The sequence below is a fragment of the Massilia sp. CFBP 13721 genome (assembly GCF_014842025.1).
Classification (GTDB): Bacteria; Pseudomonadota; Gammaproteobacteria; order Burkholderiales; family Burkholderiaceae_D; genus Telluria.
This window is the reverse complement of record NZ_JACYUY010000016.1, coordinates 124,472-141,245: the sequence shown is the minus strand read 5'-3', so window position 1 is coordinate 141,245 and position 16,774 is coordinate 124,472. Positions and strand designations below refer to the sequence as shown.

16 protein-coding genes are annotated in these 16,774 nt (G+C 63.6%); 5 read left to right on the top strand and 11 right to left on the bottom strand.

Annotated features, from left to right (window positions below; translation table 11 throughout):
* Positions 1–66: 66 nt before the first annotated feature.
* The 5 genes from IFT60_RS16320 to IFT60_RS16300 all read right to left on the bottom strand — a co-directional run bounded on the left by IFT60_RS16320 (position 67) and on the right by IFT60_RS16300 (position 4,442).
* On the bottom strand, positions 67–615 hold the full coding sequence (locus tag IFT60_RS16320; RefSeq protein ID WP_229510908.1) for a putative glycolipid-binding domain-containing protein: 549 nt from the start codon (positions 613–615) through the stop codon (positions 67–69).
* Between the two features lie 43 nt (positions 616–658).
* A complete protein-coding gene (locus IFT60_RS16315; protein WP_374000965.1) occupies positions 659–1,330 on the bottom strand; it encodes a ZIP family metal transporter in 672 nt (223 codons plus the stop codon).
* Between the two features lie 182 nt (positions 1,331–1,512).
* Positions 1,513–2,397: a dienelactone hydrolase family protein gene (locus IFT60_RS16310; RefSeq protein ID WP_192053396.1), complete on the bottom strand. Its 885-nt coding sequence runs from the start codon at positions 2,395–2,397 to the stop codon at positions 1,513–1,515.
* Positions 2,398–2,622: 225 nt separating this feature from the next.
* Positions 2,623–3,255 (bottom strand): GIN domain-containing protein, encoded by a 633-nt coding sequence (locus tag IFT60_RS16305; protein ID WP_192053394.1) that lies wholly within the window; start codon positions 3,253–3,255, stop codon positions 2,623–2,625.
* A gap of 98 nt (positions 3,256–3,353) precedes the next feature.
* On the bottom strand, positions 3,354–4,442 hold the full coding sequence (locus IFT60_RS16300) for a tartrate dehydrogenase (RefSeq protein WP_192053392.1): 1,089 nt from the start codon (positions 4,440–4,442) through the stop codon (positions 3,354–3,356).
* Positions 4,443–4,541: 99 nt separating this feature from the next.
* Between IFT60_RS16300 and IFT60_RS16295 the strand changes: the two genes are divergently transcribed.
* On the top strand, positions 4,542–5,450 hold the full coding sequence (locus IFT60_RS16295) for a LysR substrate-binding domain-containing protein (protein WP_192053390.1): 909 nt from the start codon (positions 4,542–4,544) through the stop codon (positions 5,448–5,450).
* 188 nt (positions 5,451–5,638) lie between these two features.
* Here IFT60_RS16295 and IFT60_RS16290 read toward each other — a convergent pair whose 3' ends face one another.
* The 4 genes from IFT60_RS16290 to IFT60_RS16275 all read right to left on the bottom strand — a co-directional run bounded on the left by IFT60_RS16290 (position 5,639) and on the right by IFT60_RS16275 (position 7,513).
* The gene (locus tag IFT60_RS16290; protein ID WP_192053388.1) at positions 5,639–6,298 is read right to left on the bottom strand and encodes a cupin domain-containing protein; all 660 of its coding nucleotides are present in this window, start codon (positions 6,296–6,298) and stop codon (positions 5,639–5,641) included.
* A gap of 25 nt (positions 6,299–6,323) precedes the next feature.
* Positions 6,324–6,515 carry a hypothetical protein gene (locus tag IFT60_RS16285; RefSeq protein WP_192053386.1) on the bottom strand — a complete coding sequence of 64 codons (192 nt, stop codon included), beginning with the start codon at positions 6,513–6,515 and terminating at the stop codon, positions 6,324–6,326.
* 178 nt (positions 6,516–6,693) lie between these two features.
* Positions 6,694–6,879: a hypothetical protein gene (locus tag IFT60_RS16280; protein ID WP_192053384.1), complete on the bottom strand. Its 186-nt coding sequence runs from the start codon at positions 6,877–6,879 to the stop codon at positions 6,694–6,696.
* A 31-nt stretch (positions 6,880–6,910) separates the two neighbouring features.
* Entirely contained in the window at positions 6,911–7,513 is a 603-nt protein-coding gene (locus tag IFT60_RS16275) for a class I SAM-dependent DNA methyltransferase (protein ID WP_192053382.1), read from the bottom strand.
* 132 nt (positions 7,514–7,645) lie between these two features.
* Between IFT60_RS16275 and IFT60_RS16270 the strand changes: the two genes are divergently transcribed.
* On the top strand, positions 7,646–8,272 hold the full coding sequence (locus IFT60_RS16270; protein WP_192053380.1) for a hypothetical protein: 627 nt from the start codon (positions 7,646–7,648) through the stop codon (positions 8,270–8,272).
* A gap of 142 nt (positions 8,273–8,414) precedes the next feature.
* Here IFT60_RS16270 and polA read toward each other — a convergent pair whose 3' ends face one another.
* On the bottom strand, positions 8,415–11,174 hold the full coding sequence (gene polA / locus IFT60_RS16265; protein ID WP_192053378.1) for a DNA polymerase I: 2,760 nt from the start codon (positions 11,172–11,174) through the stop codon (positions 8,415–8,417).
* 189 nt (positions 11,175–11,363) lie between these two features.
* On the opposite strand from polA, the gene IFT60_RS16260 reads away from it, so the two are divergent.
* The 3 genes from IFT60_RS16260 (at position 11,364) to IFT60_RS16250 (ending at position 13,803) form a co-directional block, all read left to right on the top strand.
* Positions 11,364–11,960 carry a hypothetical protein gene (locus IFT60_RS16260; RefSeq protein ID WP_192053375.1) on the top strand — a complete coding sequence of 199 codons (597 nt, stop codon included), beginning with the start codon at positions 11,364–11,366 and terminating at the stop codon, positions 11,958–11,960.
* Positions 11,961–12,034: 74 nt separating this feature from the next.
* Positions 12,035–13,012, top strand: a complete 978-nt coding sequence (locus IFT60_RS16255; RefSeq protein ID WP_192053373.1) for a homoserine kinase — start codon at positions 12,035–12,037, stop codon at positions 13,010–13,012.
* 5 nt (positions 13,013–13,017) lie between these two features.
* Positions 13,018–13,803: a BPSS1780 family membrane protein gene (locus IFT60_RS16250; protein ID WP_229510907.1), complete on the top strand. Its 786-nt coding sequence runs from the start codon at positions 13,018–13,020 to the stop codon at positions 13,801–13,803.
* A 309-nt stretch (positions 13,804–14,112) separates the two neighbouring features.
* Here the strand turns inward: IFT60_RS16250 and IFT60_RS16245 are convergent, their stop codons facing one another.
* Positions 14,113–16,425 carry a UvrD-helicase domain-containing protein gene (locus tag IFT60_RS16245; RefSeq protein WP_192053369.1) on the bottom strand — a complete coding sequence of 771 codons (2,313 nt, stop codon included), beginning with the start codon at positions 16,423–16,425 and terminating at the stop codon, positions 14,113–14,115.
* Positions 16,426–16,774: the final 349 nt, after the last annotated feature.

Below are 16,774 nucleotides of genomic sequence, written 5' to 3'. Positions count from 1 at the left end.
GAGATAGCAAAATCAGACATTTCTATTTTGCTAGAACCGGACATTACTATTTTGCCCTTACACACCCTACAAAACGCGGGCGAACAAGCCCGGATAACGCAGAATGAAGCCGTCGGCGTCGATCGTCAGCTCGGCGCGGAAGTCGATGTCGAGGCCTTCGAACAGCACCAGGCCGCTGCCGAGGCGGGTATAGGCCTGGGCCGCTTTTACGACGGTGAGTGCGGGAACCGCGATCCAGGCGACGTCGATCGCCTGGCGCCGATCGAGCACGTTGGCGAGGCGGCGCAGCGGGAGGGTATTGGTGAAGCAGCTGGCGGTGAGGTCGACGTCGATGCAGCCGGCCAGCGCATCGAGCGGGACGCCGGCGCCGTCATGCCAGTGGCCCGCGCCATCGCTGAAGAGTTCGAGATGCGCGCCGCCGGCGACGTCGACGACGGCGTGGCGCACGTGCCAGGCGGCGTCGCATTCGATGGTGTAGCTGGCGCCGAAGCGCTCGCCTTCGTCGTCGCCGATGACGACGCCTTGCGCGAGGATTGCGTCATCGCGGCAGTGCACGACCAGGTGTTCGAGTCCAGTTCCGGACTCGGGAATCCAGCGACAGCGACGCATGTACATGGCAGGCTCCGTTCGTCGAGACGACCAGGCCTGCTTTTAAAAATCAGCGCCCGGTCAGGAACAGCACGATGATAACGCCAAGGCCGATCAACAGCACCTGCGGGATCGATTCCTTCACCGTCGCCCTCCTCTGCATCTGCGGCATCAGGTCGCTGACGGCGATATAGATGAAGCCGGACGACGCGAACACCAGCACGTAGGGAATCAGGCCGCTGGCGCGGTCGAGCGTGTAGTAGCCGATCAAACCGCCTGCTACCGACAGCAGGCTGCACAGCAGGTTGAACACATAGGCGCGCATGCGCGAGAAGCCGGCGTTGAGCAGGACGATGAAATCGCCGATCTCGGTCGGGATTTCATGGGCGACGATGGCCAGCGCGGTGACCAGGCCCAGCTCGGGGTTGGCGAGGAAGGCGGCCGCGATCAGGATCCCGTCCGTAAAATTGTGCATGCCGTCGCCGATCAGGATCATCCAGCCCGACTTGCCGGCCGCGTGCGCGTCATGGCCGTGGGCGTGGTGGTGGCCATCGCCCTCGTGGTGGTGCGAGTGGCGCAGCAGCGCCAGCTTCTCGAGCAGGAAGAAGGCGAACAGGCCCGCCAGCAGGGTCGCAAACAGTTTATAGGTTTGGGCGCCGGACTCGAAGGCTTCGGGCAGCGCATGCAGGAACGAGGTCGAGAGCATGATGCCGACCGACAGGCTCACCAGCCGCTCCACCATTTTGGAGAGCAGCGTGAACGAAAATACAGCCGCGGCCGAGATGCTGACGACGCCGGCGATCAGGGTCGCCAGCAGGATGGAGGTGAGAATCGGGTCGATGTGAAGCCTCTTGTTCTGGACTTGCTAGGCGTGGCAAGCCGGGCATTGTACAGTGCCCGGCACGCTTTCGTACGCGCTAACGCTTACACCACGCCGTGCGTCCGGAACCACTCCACGGCGCGGCGCCAGCCGTCCTTCGCATCCGCCTCGTTGAAACTCGGACGGTAATCGGCGTGGAAGGCGTGTCCCGAATTCTGATAGACGTGGAAGGCCGAGCCGCTGTTGCCCTTGTCCAGCGCCGCGCGCATGCGGTCGACCGATTCGAGCGGGATGCCGGTGTCCTTGGCGCCGTACAGGCCGAGCACCGGCGTCTTCAGGTTCTGGGCGATGTCGATCGGATGCTTCGGCGAGTTGGCGGTGGCGTCGCCCGCCAGGCGGCCGTACCAGGCCACGCCGGCTTTCACGTTCGGGTTGTGCGCCGAGTACAGCCAGGTGATGCGCCCGCCCCAGCAGAAGCCGGTGATGCCGAGCTTCGCGGTATCGCCTCCCCGTTGCTTGGCCCAGGTGACGACGGTGTCGAGGTCGGACATGACCTGCGCATCCGGGGTCTTGCCGACGATGTCCTTCATCAGGTCGGCGATGTTCGGCACCTTGCTGGCATCGCCCGCGCGCACGAACAGGTCGGGCGCCACGGCCATGTAGCCCAGCTTCGCGAAGCGGCGCGCTACGTCCTTGATGTACTCGTGCACGCCGAAGATCTCGGAAATCACCAGGATCACCGGCGGATTGGCCTTGCCTTCGGGCTGGGCGCGGTACACCGGCACGTCCTGTCCATTGATGACGATGATGTGGTCGCCGGCGGACAGGCCCGTGACGTCGGTCTTGACCACGGTTTGCGCCGCGACCGGCAGGGTCGCGGCCGCGAAGCCGGTACCGATCGCCGCCTTCAGGAACACGCGGCGGTCGACGCCCTCTTCGAAATTGCTGGTGCCAACCAGGCTGTCGCCGTCTTGTACGAGATCCTTCATGTGCATCCCTCCGTCGTGTCGTGGTTATCAGGTTGGCTATCTTACCGCGACATGGGGGCGCACGCGTAACCGCGCGATCGTGCTGGCGTGCGTTGAACGCGTGGGCGGCGTCAGCGCAGCAGGTACGGAGGCCGTCGGGTGGAGCCGACCACCCTACGACGGATGCAGGGTGGTCGGCTACACCCGGACGCCTGTGTTCACGCGCCCATTGCGCCGCCCACGCGTTCAGCGCGCAGTCACGGAACCAATCCCCGCCACCGACTTGTTGACGACCCGCGGATTGCCGTAATAGCTCAGGCTTCCCATCCCCTGCACCTTGGCGTCGAGCCGGTCTTTCGCATACACCTTGACGTCGCCCACGCCCTGGAAGCGGATGTCGACGTCGTTCGCGACCAGCGCCTTGCTGTCGACCTCGCCCACGCCTTCGGCCGACATGTTGAAGGTCTTGACCTGGCCGCTGATCGCCATGCTGCCGGCGCCGCGGTAGTTGACGTCGAGGCGTTCGCCGCGGATGTTGTTCAACTTGATTTCGCCGGCGCCTTCGGCGTCAAAGGCGCGCAGCTGCGGCAGCTTGATGACGATGCGCTGGTCGTCGTGGGTGGTGGTCACGCTCTTGTCGCGCATGCGCAGGCGCAGTTCACCGTTGACGACTTCGCTGGTGAGGCCGTTGACGAACTTGTCGCTGCCGCGCACTAGCAGCGATTGCTGCGCCGCACCGGCATCGACCGTCATGCTGATCGGACCCTGCACACGGATCGAGGTGAAGGGAGCGACGGTGCGCACCTGGTCGGCGGCCTGGACGGCGCCGGCGGCAAAGCCCAAGGCAAGGACGGAAGCGAGGATGGAGGTGGCGCGCATGATGGTTCCTTTCGTTGAAGTGAACCCATCGTAGAACGAAGCGCGCCCGCGGGCGCCGGTTTTGCGATGGACTGCAAAAACGGCGGGTTGAACGCGCCTCAGGCTTCGCTGTAGAGATACGCGCTGATCGCCTGCCCGACTTCGCTCGTGCTGGCAGTGCCGCCCAGGTCCGGCGTGCGCGGACCGTTCACCAGGCAGGTTTCCATGGCGCGCACGATGGCGTCGTGGGCGGCCGTGTAGCGGGCGTCGCCCTGCCCCAGGAACTCGAGCATCATCGCGCCCGACCAGACCATTGCGATCGGGTTGGCGATGCCCTTGCCGGCGATGTCGGGCGCCGAGCCGTGCACCGGTTCGAACAGCGACGGGAAGGTACGTTCGGGATTCAGGTTGGCCGACGGCGCGATGCCGATCGTGCCGGCGCAGGCCGGGCCGAGGTCGGACAGGATGTCGCCAAACAGGTTCGAGGCGACCACGACGTCGAAGCGTTCCGGCGAGAGCACGAAACGCGCCGCCAGGATGTCGACGTGGTACTTGTCCCATTTGACATCGCCGTATTGTTCGCCCATGGCGGCCACGCGCTCGTCCCAGTAGGGCATCGAGATCGCGATGCCGTTCGACTTGGTGGCGGCGGTCAGGTGTTTTTTCGGACGGCGCTGGGCCAGCTCGAACGCGTATTTCAGGATGCGGTCGGTGCCGTGGCGCGTGAAGATCGCTTCCTGCAGCACCAGCTCGCGCTCGGTGCCTTCGAACATGCGTCCGCCGACGGACGAATACTCGCCTTCGGTGTTTTCGCGCACCACATAGAAGTCGATGTCGCCCGGCTTCTTGTTCGCCAGCGGGCACGGCACGCCGGGCATCAGGCGCACCGGGCGCAGGTTGACGTACTGGTCGAACTCGCGGCGGAATTTCAGGAGCGAGCCCCACAGCGAGATGTGGTCGGGCACGGTGTCGGGCCAGCCGACGGCGCCGAAGAAAATCGCTTCGAAACCGTCCAGTTGCTCTTTCCAGTCGTCCGGCATCATCTTGCCGTGTTTGGCGTAGTAGCCGCAATCGGCCCATTCGAAGGTGGTGAATTCGAGGCCGATGTCGAAGCGCCTGGCCGCGGCTTCCAGCGCGCGCAAGCCTTCGGGCATGACTTCCTGGCCGATGCCGTCGCCGGCGATCACGGCAATTTTATGGGTTTTCATGGCGTGCTCCTCTCATCGAAACAATATAGATAAGGTCAGCATAAACCAAATACGCGGCGTTTATAATAGCCGGTACCGTGATATCAAAGAACACGTTTCATGACTAATCTATTGGACAATGACGACTTGCGCGTCTTCGTCACCGTGGTACGCAAGAGCAGCTTTGCCGGCGCCGCCGAAGCGCTCGGCATGTCGCCCGCCTATGTGAGCAAGCGCATCGGCATCCTCGAAGAGATGCTCGGTGTGCGCCTGTTCCAGCGCACCACGCGCCGGGTGGTGATCACCAGCGACGGCGAACAGGTGTACGTGCGCGCCCAGGCCATCCTCGACAATCTCGACGAGCTGATGGACGAAGTTTCCGAGCGCCGCCGCGAACCGAGCGGCCAGGTGCGCATCTGCAGCAGCTTCGGCTTCGGGCGCAACCTGGTCGCGCCGGCGATCGCGAAGCTGGTCGCCGCCTATCCCGGGCTGCAGATCCGCTTCGAAGTGTTCGACCGCCTGGTCGACACCGTGGCCGAAGGTTTTGATCTCAACGTGCGCGTGGGCGACGAGATCGCGCCGCACCTGATCGCGCGGCGCCTGCTGGCCAACCACCGCATCCTATGCGCCGCCCCCGCCTATCTCGCGCGCCATCCGGCGCCCAAGAATCTGGCGGACCTGGCCGGCCACCAGTGCCTGCCGATCAAGGAACGCGACCACCCGTTCGGCGTCTGGCGCCTGCGCGGCAGGAGCGGCGTCGAGGAAACGGTAAAGGTATCGGGCGCGCTGTCGACCAACCACGGAGAAATCGCGCTGCGCTGGGCGCTCGATGGCGCCGGCATCGTGCTGCGCTCGCGCTGGGATGCGCAGCCCTACCTCGATGCCGGCACGCTGGTGCAGGTGCTGCCCGAGTATACGCAGGAAGCCAACGTCTGGGCCGTGTATCCGCAGCGGCTGGCCGGCTCGGCCAAGGTGCGGGTGTGCGTGGAGTTTTTGGAGCGGCATTTGGGCATGGGTGAGGCGACGTAAGGTGGGCGGCTATACCCGGCAGTCTGCGTTCATGCTGCGTCGATGCCGCCCACGCGTTCAACCGGCTTGCGCTCGGCCGCGCGACTGTTCTGGCGTATGTTGAACGCGTGGGCGGCTTTCACGTCGCGTCGATGCACGGCATCGGGTATAGCCGCCCACCTTACGTCGCCCAAGTAGAGGTATAGGCGCTAAACACTACTACCGGACCGCCCGGTCTTCAAATAAAACGTGGCGCCCTCGCGCCCGGCAGCAAGCGCCGGATAGCGGCCGGCGGGCAGGCGAATCCAGGCGCCACGCGCGCAGGCCTGGCCTTCGACCACGAGTTCGCCCTCCAGCACCAGCAGCTCGGCGCTGTCGACCGTGTCGGGGAAGATGGCCGTATGCGGCGCGACCCGTTGCAGGCAGACCTGCTCGCGCTCACCCGCGAACAAGGGGCAGACCGCGCGGTCGCCGCGCTGCTGCCAGGCGGCGCGGTCGCGCGTATCGATGCGCACGGGGGCGGTTTCGCCCGGCGCCATCTGGCGCAGCTTCACGAAAATCAGGGCGCCGTCCCGGCTCGACGGCCGGTGCGCCGAGTCCGGCGGATTGCGCAGGTACCAGCCTTCGGGAAAATCGCCGTGCTCGTCCGAGAACGTGCCGGACAGGACCAGGATCTCTTCCCCATCCGGATGGGCGTGGCGCGGGAAGCGCGAACCCGGTGCGTAACGCACGATGCTGGTAGCGCGCGCCTGTTCGGCGCCGATCCGGTCGAGCATGACGCGCGTGACGCCGGGTTGCGGCGACGGCACCCATGCGTACTGGTGCGGGACGATCACGACGACGCGCGAGAAATCGGCATTGACCAGCATCGGTCCTCCCGGGTGTGGCAGTGGTTCAGGCGAACTTGGTCGCGGCCGGCAGGCGCTTGCCGACCACCTTCACCACTGCCATTTTTTCGCTGCCGACCGAGACCATTTCGCTGGTGCGCACCTGCGCCTTGTAGCTTTCGGCGCTGGCGTAGGTGGTGCCGACGACGGCGAGTGCGGCGACCAGGAACAGCGCTTCCATGTGCTTGAGGACGTTCATTTTCAGGCTCCCTTCGGTTGGTTAGTTGGCCCTGCGCGTTGTGCGTTCGGGCTGTCGATGGGAGTACTTTAGCGATCGATGGCGCGCCATTCCATCGACGTGCGACGAAGTGCATAAAACGCGTGATGAAGCGCGCAAAGCGGCGATGCAGGCGATATCGGGGTGCGTTGACAGCTGATCAGTGAATGAGGGCGTCGCCGTAGCTGCGGCGCTGGTCCGGCTGCTGCAGCACCCGGTGCGCCGTTTCGAAGGGCACGCCGCGTTCGCACAGCAGCCGCGCCGCCACGTACATGCCGTGCGCGCGCATGACTTCGATCGATGCGTCGATCAGTTTGGCGGTGTCGTAGTCGCGGCGAGGTCGCATGGGTGCTCTCCTGGTTGAAGAATGAAGGCGACTAGCGAAGCTGCGCCATCCATACAGTGGCGCCGCCGCAGGCCGCATCGTCCGCCGCATGGCGCAGGACCTGGAAACCATGTTCTTCCAGCAGGCGCCGATAGTCGGCGCTGTCGAGCGAAGCGTGGTACAGCATTTGTCCGCCATTATCGCTCCAGGTTTCGCCTTGTTCGCTGCCGGACGTGAACATCAGGATGCCACGCGGGCGCAAAAGCCGCGCAAACGTCGCGAACATCGCACGCTGGTCGGCGTGCGGCAGGTGGAACAGGCTGTGCCAGGCGATGACGGCATCGAAGGTCTGGTCGAGCGCCAGCGTGCGCATGTCGCCCTTGATCAAGCGCGTGCCCGGGAAACGCCTACGCGCGATCACGAGCATGGCGGCGCTGGCGTCGACGCCGGTGACCGCGCACCCGCGTTCGCGCAGGTAGTGCAGGATGGGTTCGCCGGTGCCGCAGCCGAGGTCGAGGATGGCGGCGCCTGGCGGCAGGGCCTGGACCAATGCGTCCAGGTACGGTTGCTCGATCAGCGTGCGGGTGCGGTGCTGGTCGAACCAGGTGGCGATGGTGTCGTAGGCGCGGGCGAGGTCGTCCTTGTTTGCGTCCATGTTGACTCCTGATATTGGTCCACGCCGGCCTGGCGTCAGCGCCTACGGCAGCAGCGGATGGCCGTGCTTGACCATTCCCCGAAAAGCTCCTAGGCTGGAATGCAGCGGTTCTTCTTGTGGGCGACGGTTAACATGAAGCCTGTACCGAGTACCCCGATCATGGTTGCGCTCATATTGGCGGCTGCAGCCGTGATTGTCGCGCTTATTTCTTTCTTCAAAACCGAGCGGAATGCGGGCGGCACAGCCGGCGACACGGTTATTGGTAGTCCGGGTGCACAGCCCGGACGCACGACTGATTTTCAAAAGCAAAACAGTCTATTCCTGCAATTTGTCTCTGCAAGCCAGCGCGCCGGGCAACATGAAATTCGCTTTGCTATCCATAATCGCGCAGACCGATTCATTGGCGACGCCGAGGTTTCCGCATTCGACCTTTCCTCGGCAACGCCGGTACGCCTGGGCGAACCGGCACGTTTCAGCAGCGGGCCAGGGGATTTCCGCTCGCCGCCGATGCGTCCAGGTATCTCGCTGCCGGGGAACCCTCCGGAGAAACTAAGGCTGTGCCTATCCTTCCCGACAGCCGAACCCGGCGCCTTCACGACTGTCTTGATGGACATGCGTGGAGAGCTGAACCAATACAAGGTGTTGGACTACACCATGAGTGCCGACTACGTCGTGTTCCTCTCCCAGGCGCGCAGCGATTGCAACAAGACATCTCTCATCAAGGAAATTGCCGCTCCTGAATATGCAGGAGGCAGTTAGCTGGCGACTTCCAACTCAAGTGCGGGCCTGGGAGTTTTCAGGGCGCGAGTCGTCGCGGTTGCGGACTGCGGAAGAGTACGTACCGCGTGGGCTCGGAGAGCCCACCCTACTGTACGCTTGCCGCAGCAGGCAAGGTCAAGCCTTAGTGCGCCGCTTCCCAGTTGTTGCCCACACCCGTCTCGGCCACCAGCGGCACTTTCAATTCCGCCACACCAGCCATCAACGCGGGCAGCTTCGCCTTGACCAGCTCCAGTTCGGCTTCCGGCACTTCCAGCACCAGTTCGTCGTGCACCTGCATGACCATGCGCGTGGCCAGCTTGTCGGTTTCGAGCCAGTCCTGTACCGCGATCATCGCCAGCTTGATCAAATCGGCCGCCGTGCCCTGCATCGGCGCGTTGATTGCGGCCCGTTCGGCGCCGGCGCGCCGTGGGCCGTTGGGAGAGTTGATTTCGGGCAGCCACAGGCGGCGGCCGAACACGGTTTCGACATAGCCGCGTGCCTTGGCGGCGACGCGGGTTTCATCCATGTACTGCTTCACGCCCGAGAAGCGCGCAAAGTAACGGTCGATGTAGTTGGCGGCGGCGGCGCGCTCGATCTGCAGGTTGGCGGCCAGGCCGAAGGCGCTCATGCCGTAGATCAGGCCGAAGTTGATGACCTTGGCGTAGCGGCGCTGCTCGGAATCGACTTCGTCCGGGGCGACACCGAAAATTTCGGCGGCGGTGGCGCGGTGGATGTCGACGCCTTCGGCGAAGGCGCGCAGCATCGCTTCGTCGCCCGAGATATGGGCCATGATGCGCAGCTCGATCTGCGAATAGTCGGCCGAGACGATCACGCTGCCCGGCGGCGCGACAAAGGCTTCGCGGATGCGGCGTCCCTCTCCGGTACGCACCGGAATGTTTTGCAGGTTCGGATCGTTCGAGGCCAGGCGCCCGGTGATCGCCACCGCTTGCGCGTAGTTGGTGTGCACGCGGCCGGTGCTCTGGTTGACCATTTTAGGGAGCTTGTCGGTATAGGTCGATTTCAGTTTCGACAGGCTGCGGTGTTCCAGCAGCACTTTCGGCAGCGGGAAATCCTCGGCCAGCTTTTGCAGCACTTCTTCGTCGGTCGAGGGCGCGCCGGTGGCGGTCTTCTTGATCACCGGCAGGCCGAGCTTCACGAAGAAGATCTCGCCGATCTGTTTCGGCGACCCCAGGTTAAAGGGGCCGCCGGCCATCTCGTAAGCCTTGGCTTCGAGTTCGACCAGGCGCGCGCCCAGTTCGCGTGACTGCGCATGCAGTTTTTCGGCGTCGATGAGCACGCCGTTGCGCTCGATCTTTTGCAGCACGATTTGCGTCGGCAGCTCGATGTTTTTATAGATGTAGGTCAGGCCCGCGTTCTCTTCCACGTGCGGCAGCATGGTCTGGTGCAGGCGCAGCGTGATGTCGGAATCCTCGGCCGCGTATTCGGTGGCGCGGTTCAGCTCGACCTGGTCGAAGCAGATCATGTTGGCGCCCTTGCCGCAGACGTCGACAAAGGGAATCGTCGTGTAGCCGAGGTGGCGCATCGCCATCGTGTCCATGTCGTGCGGTTTATGCGATTCGAACACGTAGGATTGCAGCAGCGTGTCGTGCACGATCCCTTTCAAGGTCACGCCATGGTTGTTAAAGATGTGCATGTCGTACTTCAGGTTCTGGCCGAGCTTGGGCTTGGCCGGATTTTCCAGCCAGCCGCGCATGCGTTCCAGCACCTCTTCGCGCGGGAGTTGCTCGGGCACGCCGGCGTAGCGGTGCGCGACCGGGATGTAGGCGCCCTTGCCGGCTTCGACCGACAGCGAGATGCCGACCATCTGCGCCGTCATCGGTTCGAGCGAAGTCGTTTCGGTGTCGACCGACGTCAGTTCGGCGGCATCGACCAGGGCCAGCCATTTATCCAGCTGCTCCCAGGTGGTCACCAGTTCGTACTCGCCCTTGATGATCGGCATCCCTGGCAGCGTGTCCTGGGCGCCGTCCGCTGATTTCTGCGCGCCTTCGGGCGAGTTCAGCGCCGGGGAGCCGATGCCGGGGCCCGACTGCAGCTCGCGCAACATGGTTTTGAAACCATAGCGCTGGAAAAAGTCGCGCAGCGCATCCTTGTCTTCCGGACGCGCGACCAGGCTTTCCTCGATCGTCACCACGTGGTTCACCAGGTCGCAGTCGGTTTTCACGGTAATCAGTTCGCGCCCGCGCGGCAGCCACTCCAATGCCGTGCGCAGGTTCTCGCCGACCGCGCCGCCGATCGAATGGGCGTTCTCGATCACGCCGTCGAGCGAGCCGTGCAAGGCCAGCCATTTCAGCGCCGTCTTCGGGCCGCATTTGTTCACGCCCGGTACGTTGTCGACCGTGTCGCCGATCAGCGTCAGGTAATCGATGATGCGGTTCGGCGGCACGCCGAATTTTTCCAGCACACCGGCTTCGTCGAGCTTTTCGTTGCTCATCGTATTGATCAGCATGACCTTGTCGTTGACCAGTTGCGCCAGGTCCTTGTCACCGGTCGAGACAATGGTGTTCATGCCCTTGGCGGCGGCCTGCACGGCCAGGGTGCCGATCACGTCGTCGGCTTCCACCCCTTCGACCATCAGGATCGGCCAGCCCATCAAGCGCACCACTTCGTGGATCGGCTCGACCTGTTTGGCGAGGTCGGTCGGCATCGAGGCGCGGGTCGCCTTGTACTCGGGGTACATGTCGTCGCGGAAGGTTTTACCCTTCGCATCGAACACGCAGGCGATGTAGGCGGCCGGATAGTCGGCGCGCAGGCGGCGCAGCATGTTGACCATGCCGTGCATGGCCCCGGTCGGGTGGCCGTCCGGGCCGCGCAGATCGGGCAAGGCGTGGAAAGCGCGATACAGGTAACTGGAACCGTCGACGAGCAGCAGGGTATTTTGCATAGGAATGATGGGTGAAGCCGGCAAGAGCCAAAGTGGCACTCATTATCGCAGAATCCGCCATATGCAAAGCACAACCGACGGCGCCGGCCGAGCTTCCAATATGAGGCCGGACCCTGAAATGACCAGCACACTTTTCACAGCGAGTCACTGTGTTTGTTACAATGGTTCAAACGATACAAGGTGACCATCATGCTGCGCACATCTCCCCGCCTGACCCTGTCGATCGCCCTGCTCGCCTGCACCGGCGCCGCTGTTGCGCAAACGTCCGCGCAATCGGTCCCGGCAGTCTCCCAGCAGACGCCCCAGACGACGTCACAAACCGCACCGACTGGGCAGCCGCCGACCGAACGCATCGAGACCGACACGCCGGCCACGACCGTCGACCCGCGCCGCGGCACCCAGATCCGGGAAAACCGCAATAACCGGGGCGAGGTCACCGCCGTCGAAGTCCAGAGCGGCCCGAGCCGGTATACGATGAAGTCCGGCCAGCCGGCGGGCAATGCCCAACCCGGCGACGCCCAGAGCAGCGGCATCCGCGCGCCGCAATGGCAAGTGATGGAATTCGACCTCAACGGCAAGCGCAAGGCCGCCGCCGATGCCGAAGCGGCCGCCGCGGCAGCGGCCGGTACCCCGGCCACGCCGACCACGGCCACCGCCAGCGCAACCGCGAACGCGACCGGCAAGCCGGTCGCCGGCGCCATGCCGACGGCGGTGCCCGCATCGACCACGCCCATGCTGAGGCCGGCCGAAATTCCACCGCCGCCGCCGCTGCCTGCCACCCGCTGACCGATCCGCCAGGCGGGCGTTCGCGCCCGCACGCCCGACGCTCCTCTCCAGACCCTCATCTCTCTTCCCGCATAATGGCAGTTTTCACCGCAGTCACACTGGATGACCTCACCCAGTGGATGGAGCAGTTTCCCCTCGGCCAACCAGTGGCGCTCCAGGGCATCGCATCCGGTATCGAAAACAGCAATTTTTTCCTGACGACCGAGCGCGGCGCGCAGCGGTCCGAATACGTGTTGACGGTATTCGAGAACCTCGATTTCGACCAGCTGCCCTTTTACGTGCAGCTGATGCGCCACCTGGCCGAGCGCGGCATCCCGGTGCCGGCGCCAGTCGGCAATGCGTCAGGCGAACTGGTCGTCGCATTGCACGGCAAGCCGGCCGCCATCGTCAGCAAACTCGAGGGCAGCTCGCAGATGGACCCGCAGCCGGTGCATTGCGCGGAAGTCGGCGCGATGCTGGCGCGCATGCACCTGGCCGCCCGCGACTTTCCGCTGCGCCAGCCGAATTTGCGCGGACTCGACTGGTGGCAGGAGACCATGCCGCAGGTATTGCCCTACTTGTCGCCCGAGAATGCGCAACTGCTGCAGAGCGAAGTCGCGTTCCAGGCGGATTTTGCCGCCGGCAGTACCTATGCGCAACTGCAGCGCGGCCCCGTGCATGCCGACCTGTTCCGCAACAACGTGATGTTCGTCGGCGAACGCCTGAGCGGTTGTTTCGACTTTTATTTTGCCGGCGTCGACACCTGGCTGTTCGACCTGGCCGTGACCGTCAACGACTGGTGCATCATTCTTTCCAGCGGGGAACTCGACGTTGCCCGCGTGGATGCACTGCTGGCGGCCTACCGCGCCGTGCGCCCGTTTACGCCTGAAGAACAGGCCGCCTGGCAGCCAATGCTGCGCGCTGCGGCGCTGCGCTTCTGGCTGTCGCGCCTGTACGATTTCCATGTGCCGCGCGAAGCCGAAATGCTGACGCCGCACGATCCCACCCATTTCGAGCGCATCCTGCGCGAACGCATTGCCACGCCCGCTCCACGCCTTGCCCCTCACGAATGAATAACATGCCCGCAATTACAGGCTGGAACTGGCTGAAGGAAGGCACCGGCCTGTTCCGCAAGCAGCCTGCCGCACTCACCACGCTGCTGTTCGCCAATATCCTGTTCAGCCTCTTCATCAGCGCCGTGCCATTCTTCGGCAAGCTGATGGTGGTCCTGATTCCCTCGCTGTCGATGGCCTTCATGAAGGCTTGCCTGATGATCGAGAACGGCGAGCGCGTGACCCCGGCCGTGCTGCTGACGGGATTCAAGAAGCCCGTGCTCGGTCCGCTGTGCAAGGTCGGCCTGATCTACCTGGCCGCCTCGCTGGTGCTGAGTCTGCTGACCAAGGTGGCGATCGACCCCGCGTTCTGGGAGCAGATGGCCAAGGCCTCGCAGTCGGCGCAGCCGGTCGACCCGGCCAATGCGCCGCAGGTGCAGGCCTCCGACATGCTGGCCATGCTCGGCATCTTCATCCTCGACGTCGCCGTGCTGGTCGCGCTGGCGTTTGCCGCGCCGCTGACCTACTGGCAGCACATGGGACCGGGCAAGGCGGCCTTTTACAGCTTCTTCGCGGTACTGAAAAGCGCGCGCGTGTTCATCGTGCTGTTGATGAGCTGGTTCGCGCTGTTCACCGGCGTGTGCTTCATCATCGCCCTGCTGCTGGGCGGTTCGAGCCTGGCACGGGTGGCGATCATGTGGCTGTTCTTCCTGTTCGTGCTGCTGTTGCAGTGCGCGATGTATGCGGGGTATCGGCAGATTTTCGGGAAGCCGGTGGAAGCGCCGGGTGGGCGGGTGAATCTGAGCAAATAATTGTTGACAGGGACCCGGTTGTTGACGGATTCGTAGGGTGGGCGCCCCGAGCCCACGCGGACGGCAGCGCAGTATTAGCGTTGTTTCAACCGTGTCGGTTGATTCGCGTTAGACGCATCAAAAATCCATACCGGCCAGCCAGAATTCGGCCAACGTGATGCATCGTTCACGCGTGGGCACGGGGCGCCCACCCTACCGGCCAACAATGCGCATCGTTCACGCGTGGACGGAGCGGTTCGCCGCCCGGTCCACCCTACATTCTCCCCGATCCGCGTGAACGATCGTTGCGGGCATGACCCCGCACCGCGATCAGCGGCTGACCCGCTCCAGCTTCGCAATCGACAGATCCAGCACCTTCATGCCGGCGGCGCCGAAGTTGATCTGGGCGCGGGCGGCGCCGGCGCCGCCTTCGATGTTGACGATCACGCCTTCGCCGAACTTGGCGTGCAGCACCGATTCGCCGGCGCGCCAGCCGGAATTGCTGCCGGACTTTTGCGTAATTTGCTGGGCGATCTTGTTGTCGCTGCCGGCGTTGCGGAAGGCGGCGTCGTCCCAGGCGTTCGGCGCCTTGTTCTTGGCGAACCAGTGGCTCTGCACGCGCGGCGACAGCCACTTCAGGGCTTCTTCGGGCAACTCGTCGAAGAAGCGCGACTTCATGTTGTAGCGGGTCTGGCCATGCAGCATGCGCTGCTGGGTAAAGCTCATGTATAAACGCTTGCGCGCACGCGTGATCGCCACGTACATCAGGCGCCGCTCCTCGTCCACGCCGTCAGCCTCACGCGCGCTGGTTTCGTGCGGGAACAAGCCCTCCTCCAGGCCAGTAATGAAGACCGCGTCGAATTCCAGGCCTTTCGCAGAGTGCACCGTCATCAACTGCATCGCATCCTGGCCGGCTTGCGCCTGGGCATCGCCCGCTTCCAGCGAGGCGTGGGCGAGGAAGGCGGACAGTGGCGACATGACTTGCGGCAGCGGGGTGTCGGCTTCGATGATCTCGAGGCCGTCCTGGTAGACGACGGCGTCGCCCGCCTGCGCCTGCGAAGGCGGCCCCAGGTGGGCCGGTGCGAACTGGCCGAAGCCTTCTTCCTGTACGAATTGCGTTGCCGCGTTGACCATCTGCTCGAGGTTTTCGATGCGGTCGGCGCCTTCCTTTTCGTTGCCGTAGTGGGTCAGCAAATTACTGCGTTCAAGCACGACGCGCACCATTTCCGGCAGCGCCAGTTGCTGGGTCTCGAAGCGCGCGCCTTCGATCAGTTTCACGAAGCCGCCCAGCGAAGTGCCGGCCTTGCCCGTCATGTAGGGCACGGCTGCGTACAGCGAAATGCCGTAGGTGTCGGCCGACATTTGCAGCTGCTCGATCGAACGCACGCCGATGCCGCGCGTGGGGAAATTCACCACACGCAAGAAGGCCGAATCGTTGTGCGGGTTGTCCATCAGCTGCAGATAGGCAATCGCATGCTTGACCTCGGCGCGCTGGAAATAGCGCAGGCCACCGTAGACGGTATAGGGGATGCCGGCGGCGAATAGCGCGTGCTCGATGACCCGGCTTTGCGCGTTGGAGCGGTACAGGATCGCGATTTCCTTGCGCTCCAGCCCTTCGGCCATCAGGCTCTTCGCTTCCTCGATGATCCACTGTGCTTCTTCGAGATCGGACGAGGCTTCGTAGATACGCACCGGCTCGCCCTGCCCCGCATCCGTACGCAGGTTTTTACCCAGGCGCTTGGTATTGTTGGCAATCAGGTAGTTGGCGCTGTCGAGGATATTGCCGTGCGAGCGGTAGTTCTGCTCCAGCTTGATCAGGTTCTTGACCTGGAAATCGCGCTCGAAGGCCGACATGTTGCCGACGTTCGCGCCGCGGAAGGCATAGATGCTCTGGTCATCGTCGCCGACGGCAAAGATCGCGCCGCCGACCTGCTCGCCATGGCCGGCCAGCAGTTTCAGCAAGTTGTATTGCAGGTCGTTGGTATCCTGAAACTCGTCGACCAACACGTGCTTGAAGCGCATCTGGTAGTGCTGGCGCAACGGACCATTACGCGACAGCAGTTCGTACGAGCGCAGCAGCAGCTCGGCGAAATCGACCACGCCCTCTTTCTGGCATTGCTGGTCGTACAGTTCGTACAGCTCGACCATCTTGCGTTCGATCGGGTCGTACGCTTCGACCTGGCCGGCGCGCAAGCCCTGGTCTTTCGCGTTGTTGATGAAATACATCAGGTTCTTGGCCGGATATTTTTCATCGTCGACATTGGCCGCTTTCAGCAAGCGCTTGATCATCGACAGCTGGTCTTGCGAGTCGAGGATCTGGAACGATTGCGGCAGCGCGGCGTCGCGGTAATGCGTGCGCAGCAGGCGGTTGCACAGGCCGTGGAAAGTGCCGATCCACATGCCGCGCGTATTCACCGGCAGCATGGTCGACAGGCGGGTCAGCATCTCCTTCGCCGCCTTGTTGGTAAAGGTCACCGCCATGATGCCGGCCGGGGACACTTGCCCGGTCGAGAGCAGCCAGGCAATGCGGGTGGTCAATACGCGGGTCTTGCCCGAACCGGCGCCTGCAAGGATGAGCGCACTTTGGGAAGGCAGCGTGACGGCCGCCAATTGTTCGGGATTAAGGTTGTGAAGAAGATTCATGCGGCCATTATACCGTTCGGTTTTACTGTATGCCCATCCAGTCTCGCGCAGAAACTGTACAGTGGCGAAATAAAATTTCAGAAAGGACAGCGCAATGAAAGATTATTTCATCGCAGCGCAAGATCCTGACGGCAGTTGCTCTGCTTTTACGTGGGCGTCATGCATGGATTGTAGATCAACCTGCCCTTTTCGATCGTCGCCGAACGTACGGGCATTTCCAGACTAAAAGTAATAAGCAGCGCGCATAATCATGCATCTTCACCTAACTCATCAGTATCGGCACGCAACGCTCCCGTGCGTCACCTGTTCAGAAATTCGCTTAACTTAACGACAAATACGCGATTCATTG

Coding starts and splice junctions, on each gene's coding strand:
- IFT60_RS16320 (WP_229510908.1), bottom strand. CDS start 615: ATGTACATGCGTCGCTGTCGCTGGATTCCCGAGTCCGGAACTGGACTC.
- IFT60_RS16315 (WP_374000965.1), bottom strand. CDS start 1,330: ATGGTGGAGCGGCTGGTGAGCCTGTCGGTCGGCATCATGCTCTCGACC.
- IFT60_RS16310 (WP_192053396.1), bottom strand. CDS start 2,397: ATGAAGGATCTCGTACAAGACGGCGACAGCCTGGTTGGCACCAGCAAT.
- IFT60_RS16305 (WP_192053394.1), bottom strand. CDS start 3,255: ATGCGCGCCACCTCCATCCTCGCTTCCGTCCTTGCCTTGGGCTTTGCC.
- IFT60_RS16300 (WP_192053392.1), bottom strand. CDS start 4,442: ATGAAAACCCATAAAATTGCCGTGATCGCCGGCGACGGCATCGGCCAG.
- IFT60_RS16295 (WP_192053390.1), top strand. CDS start 4,542: ATGACTAATCTATTGGACAATGACGACTTGCGCGTCTTCGTCACCGTG.
- IFT60_RS16290 (WP_192053388.1), bottom strand. CDS start 6,298: ATGCTGGTCAATGCCGATTTCTCGCGCGTCGTCGTGATCGTCCCGCAC.
- IFT60_RS16285 (WP_192053386.1), bottom strand. CDS start 6,515: ATGAACGTCCTCAAGCACATGGAAGCGCTGTTCCTGGTCGCCGCACTC.
- IFT60_RS16280 (WP_192053384.1), bottom strand. CDS start 6,879: ATGCGACCTCGCCGCGACTACGACACCGCCAAACTGATCGACGCATCG.
- IFT60_RS16275 (WP_192053382.1), bottom strand. CDS start 7,513: ATGGACGCAAACAAGGACGACCTCGCCCGCGCCTACGACACCATCGCC.
- IFT60_RS16270 (WP_192053380.1), top strand. CDS start 7,646: ATGAAGCCTGTACCGAGTACCCCGATCATGGTTGCGCTCATATTGGCG.
- polA (WP_192053378.1), bottom strand. CDS start 11,174: ATGCAAAATACCCTGCTGCTCGTCGACGGTTCCAGTTACCTGTATCGC.
- IFT60_RS16260 (WP_192053375.1), top strand. CDS start 11,364: ATGCTGCGCACATCTCCCCGCCTGACCCTGTCGATCGCCCTGCTCGCC.
- IFT60_RS16255 (WP_192053373.1), top strand. CDS start 12,035: ATGGCAGTTTTCACCGCAGTCACACTGGATGACCTCACCCAGTGGATG.
- IFT60_RS16250 (WP_229510907.1), top strand. CDS start 13,018: ATGCCCGCAATTACAGGCTGGAACTGGCTGAAGGAAGGCACCGGCCTG.
- IFT60_RS16245 (WP_192053369.1), bottom strand. CDS start 16,425: ATGAATCTTCTTCACAACCTTAATCCCGAACAATTGGCGGCCGTCACG.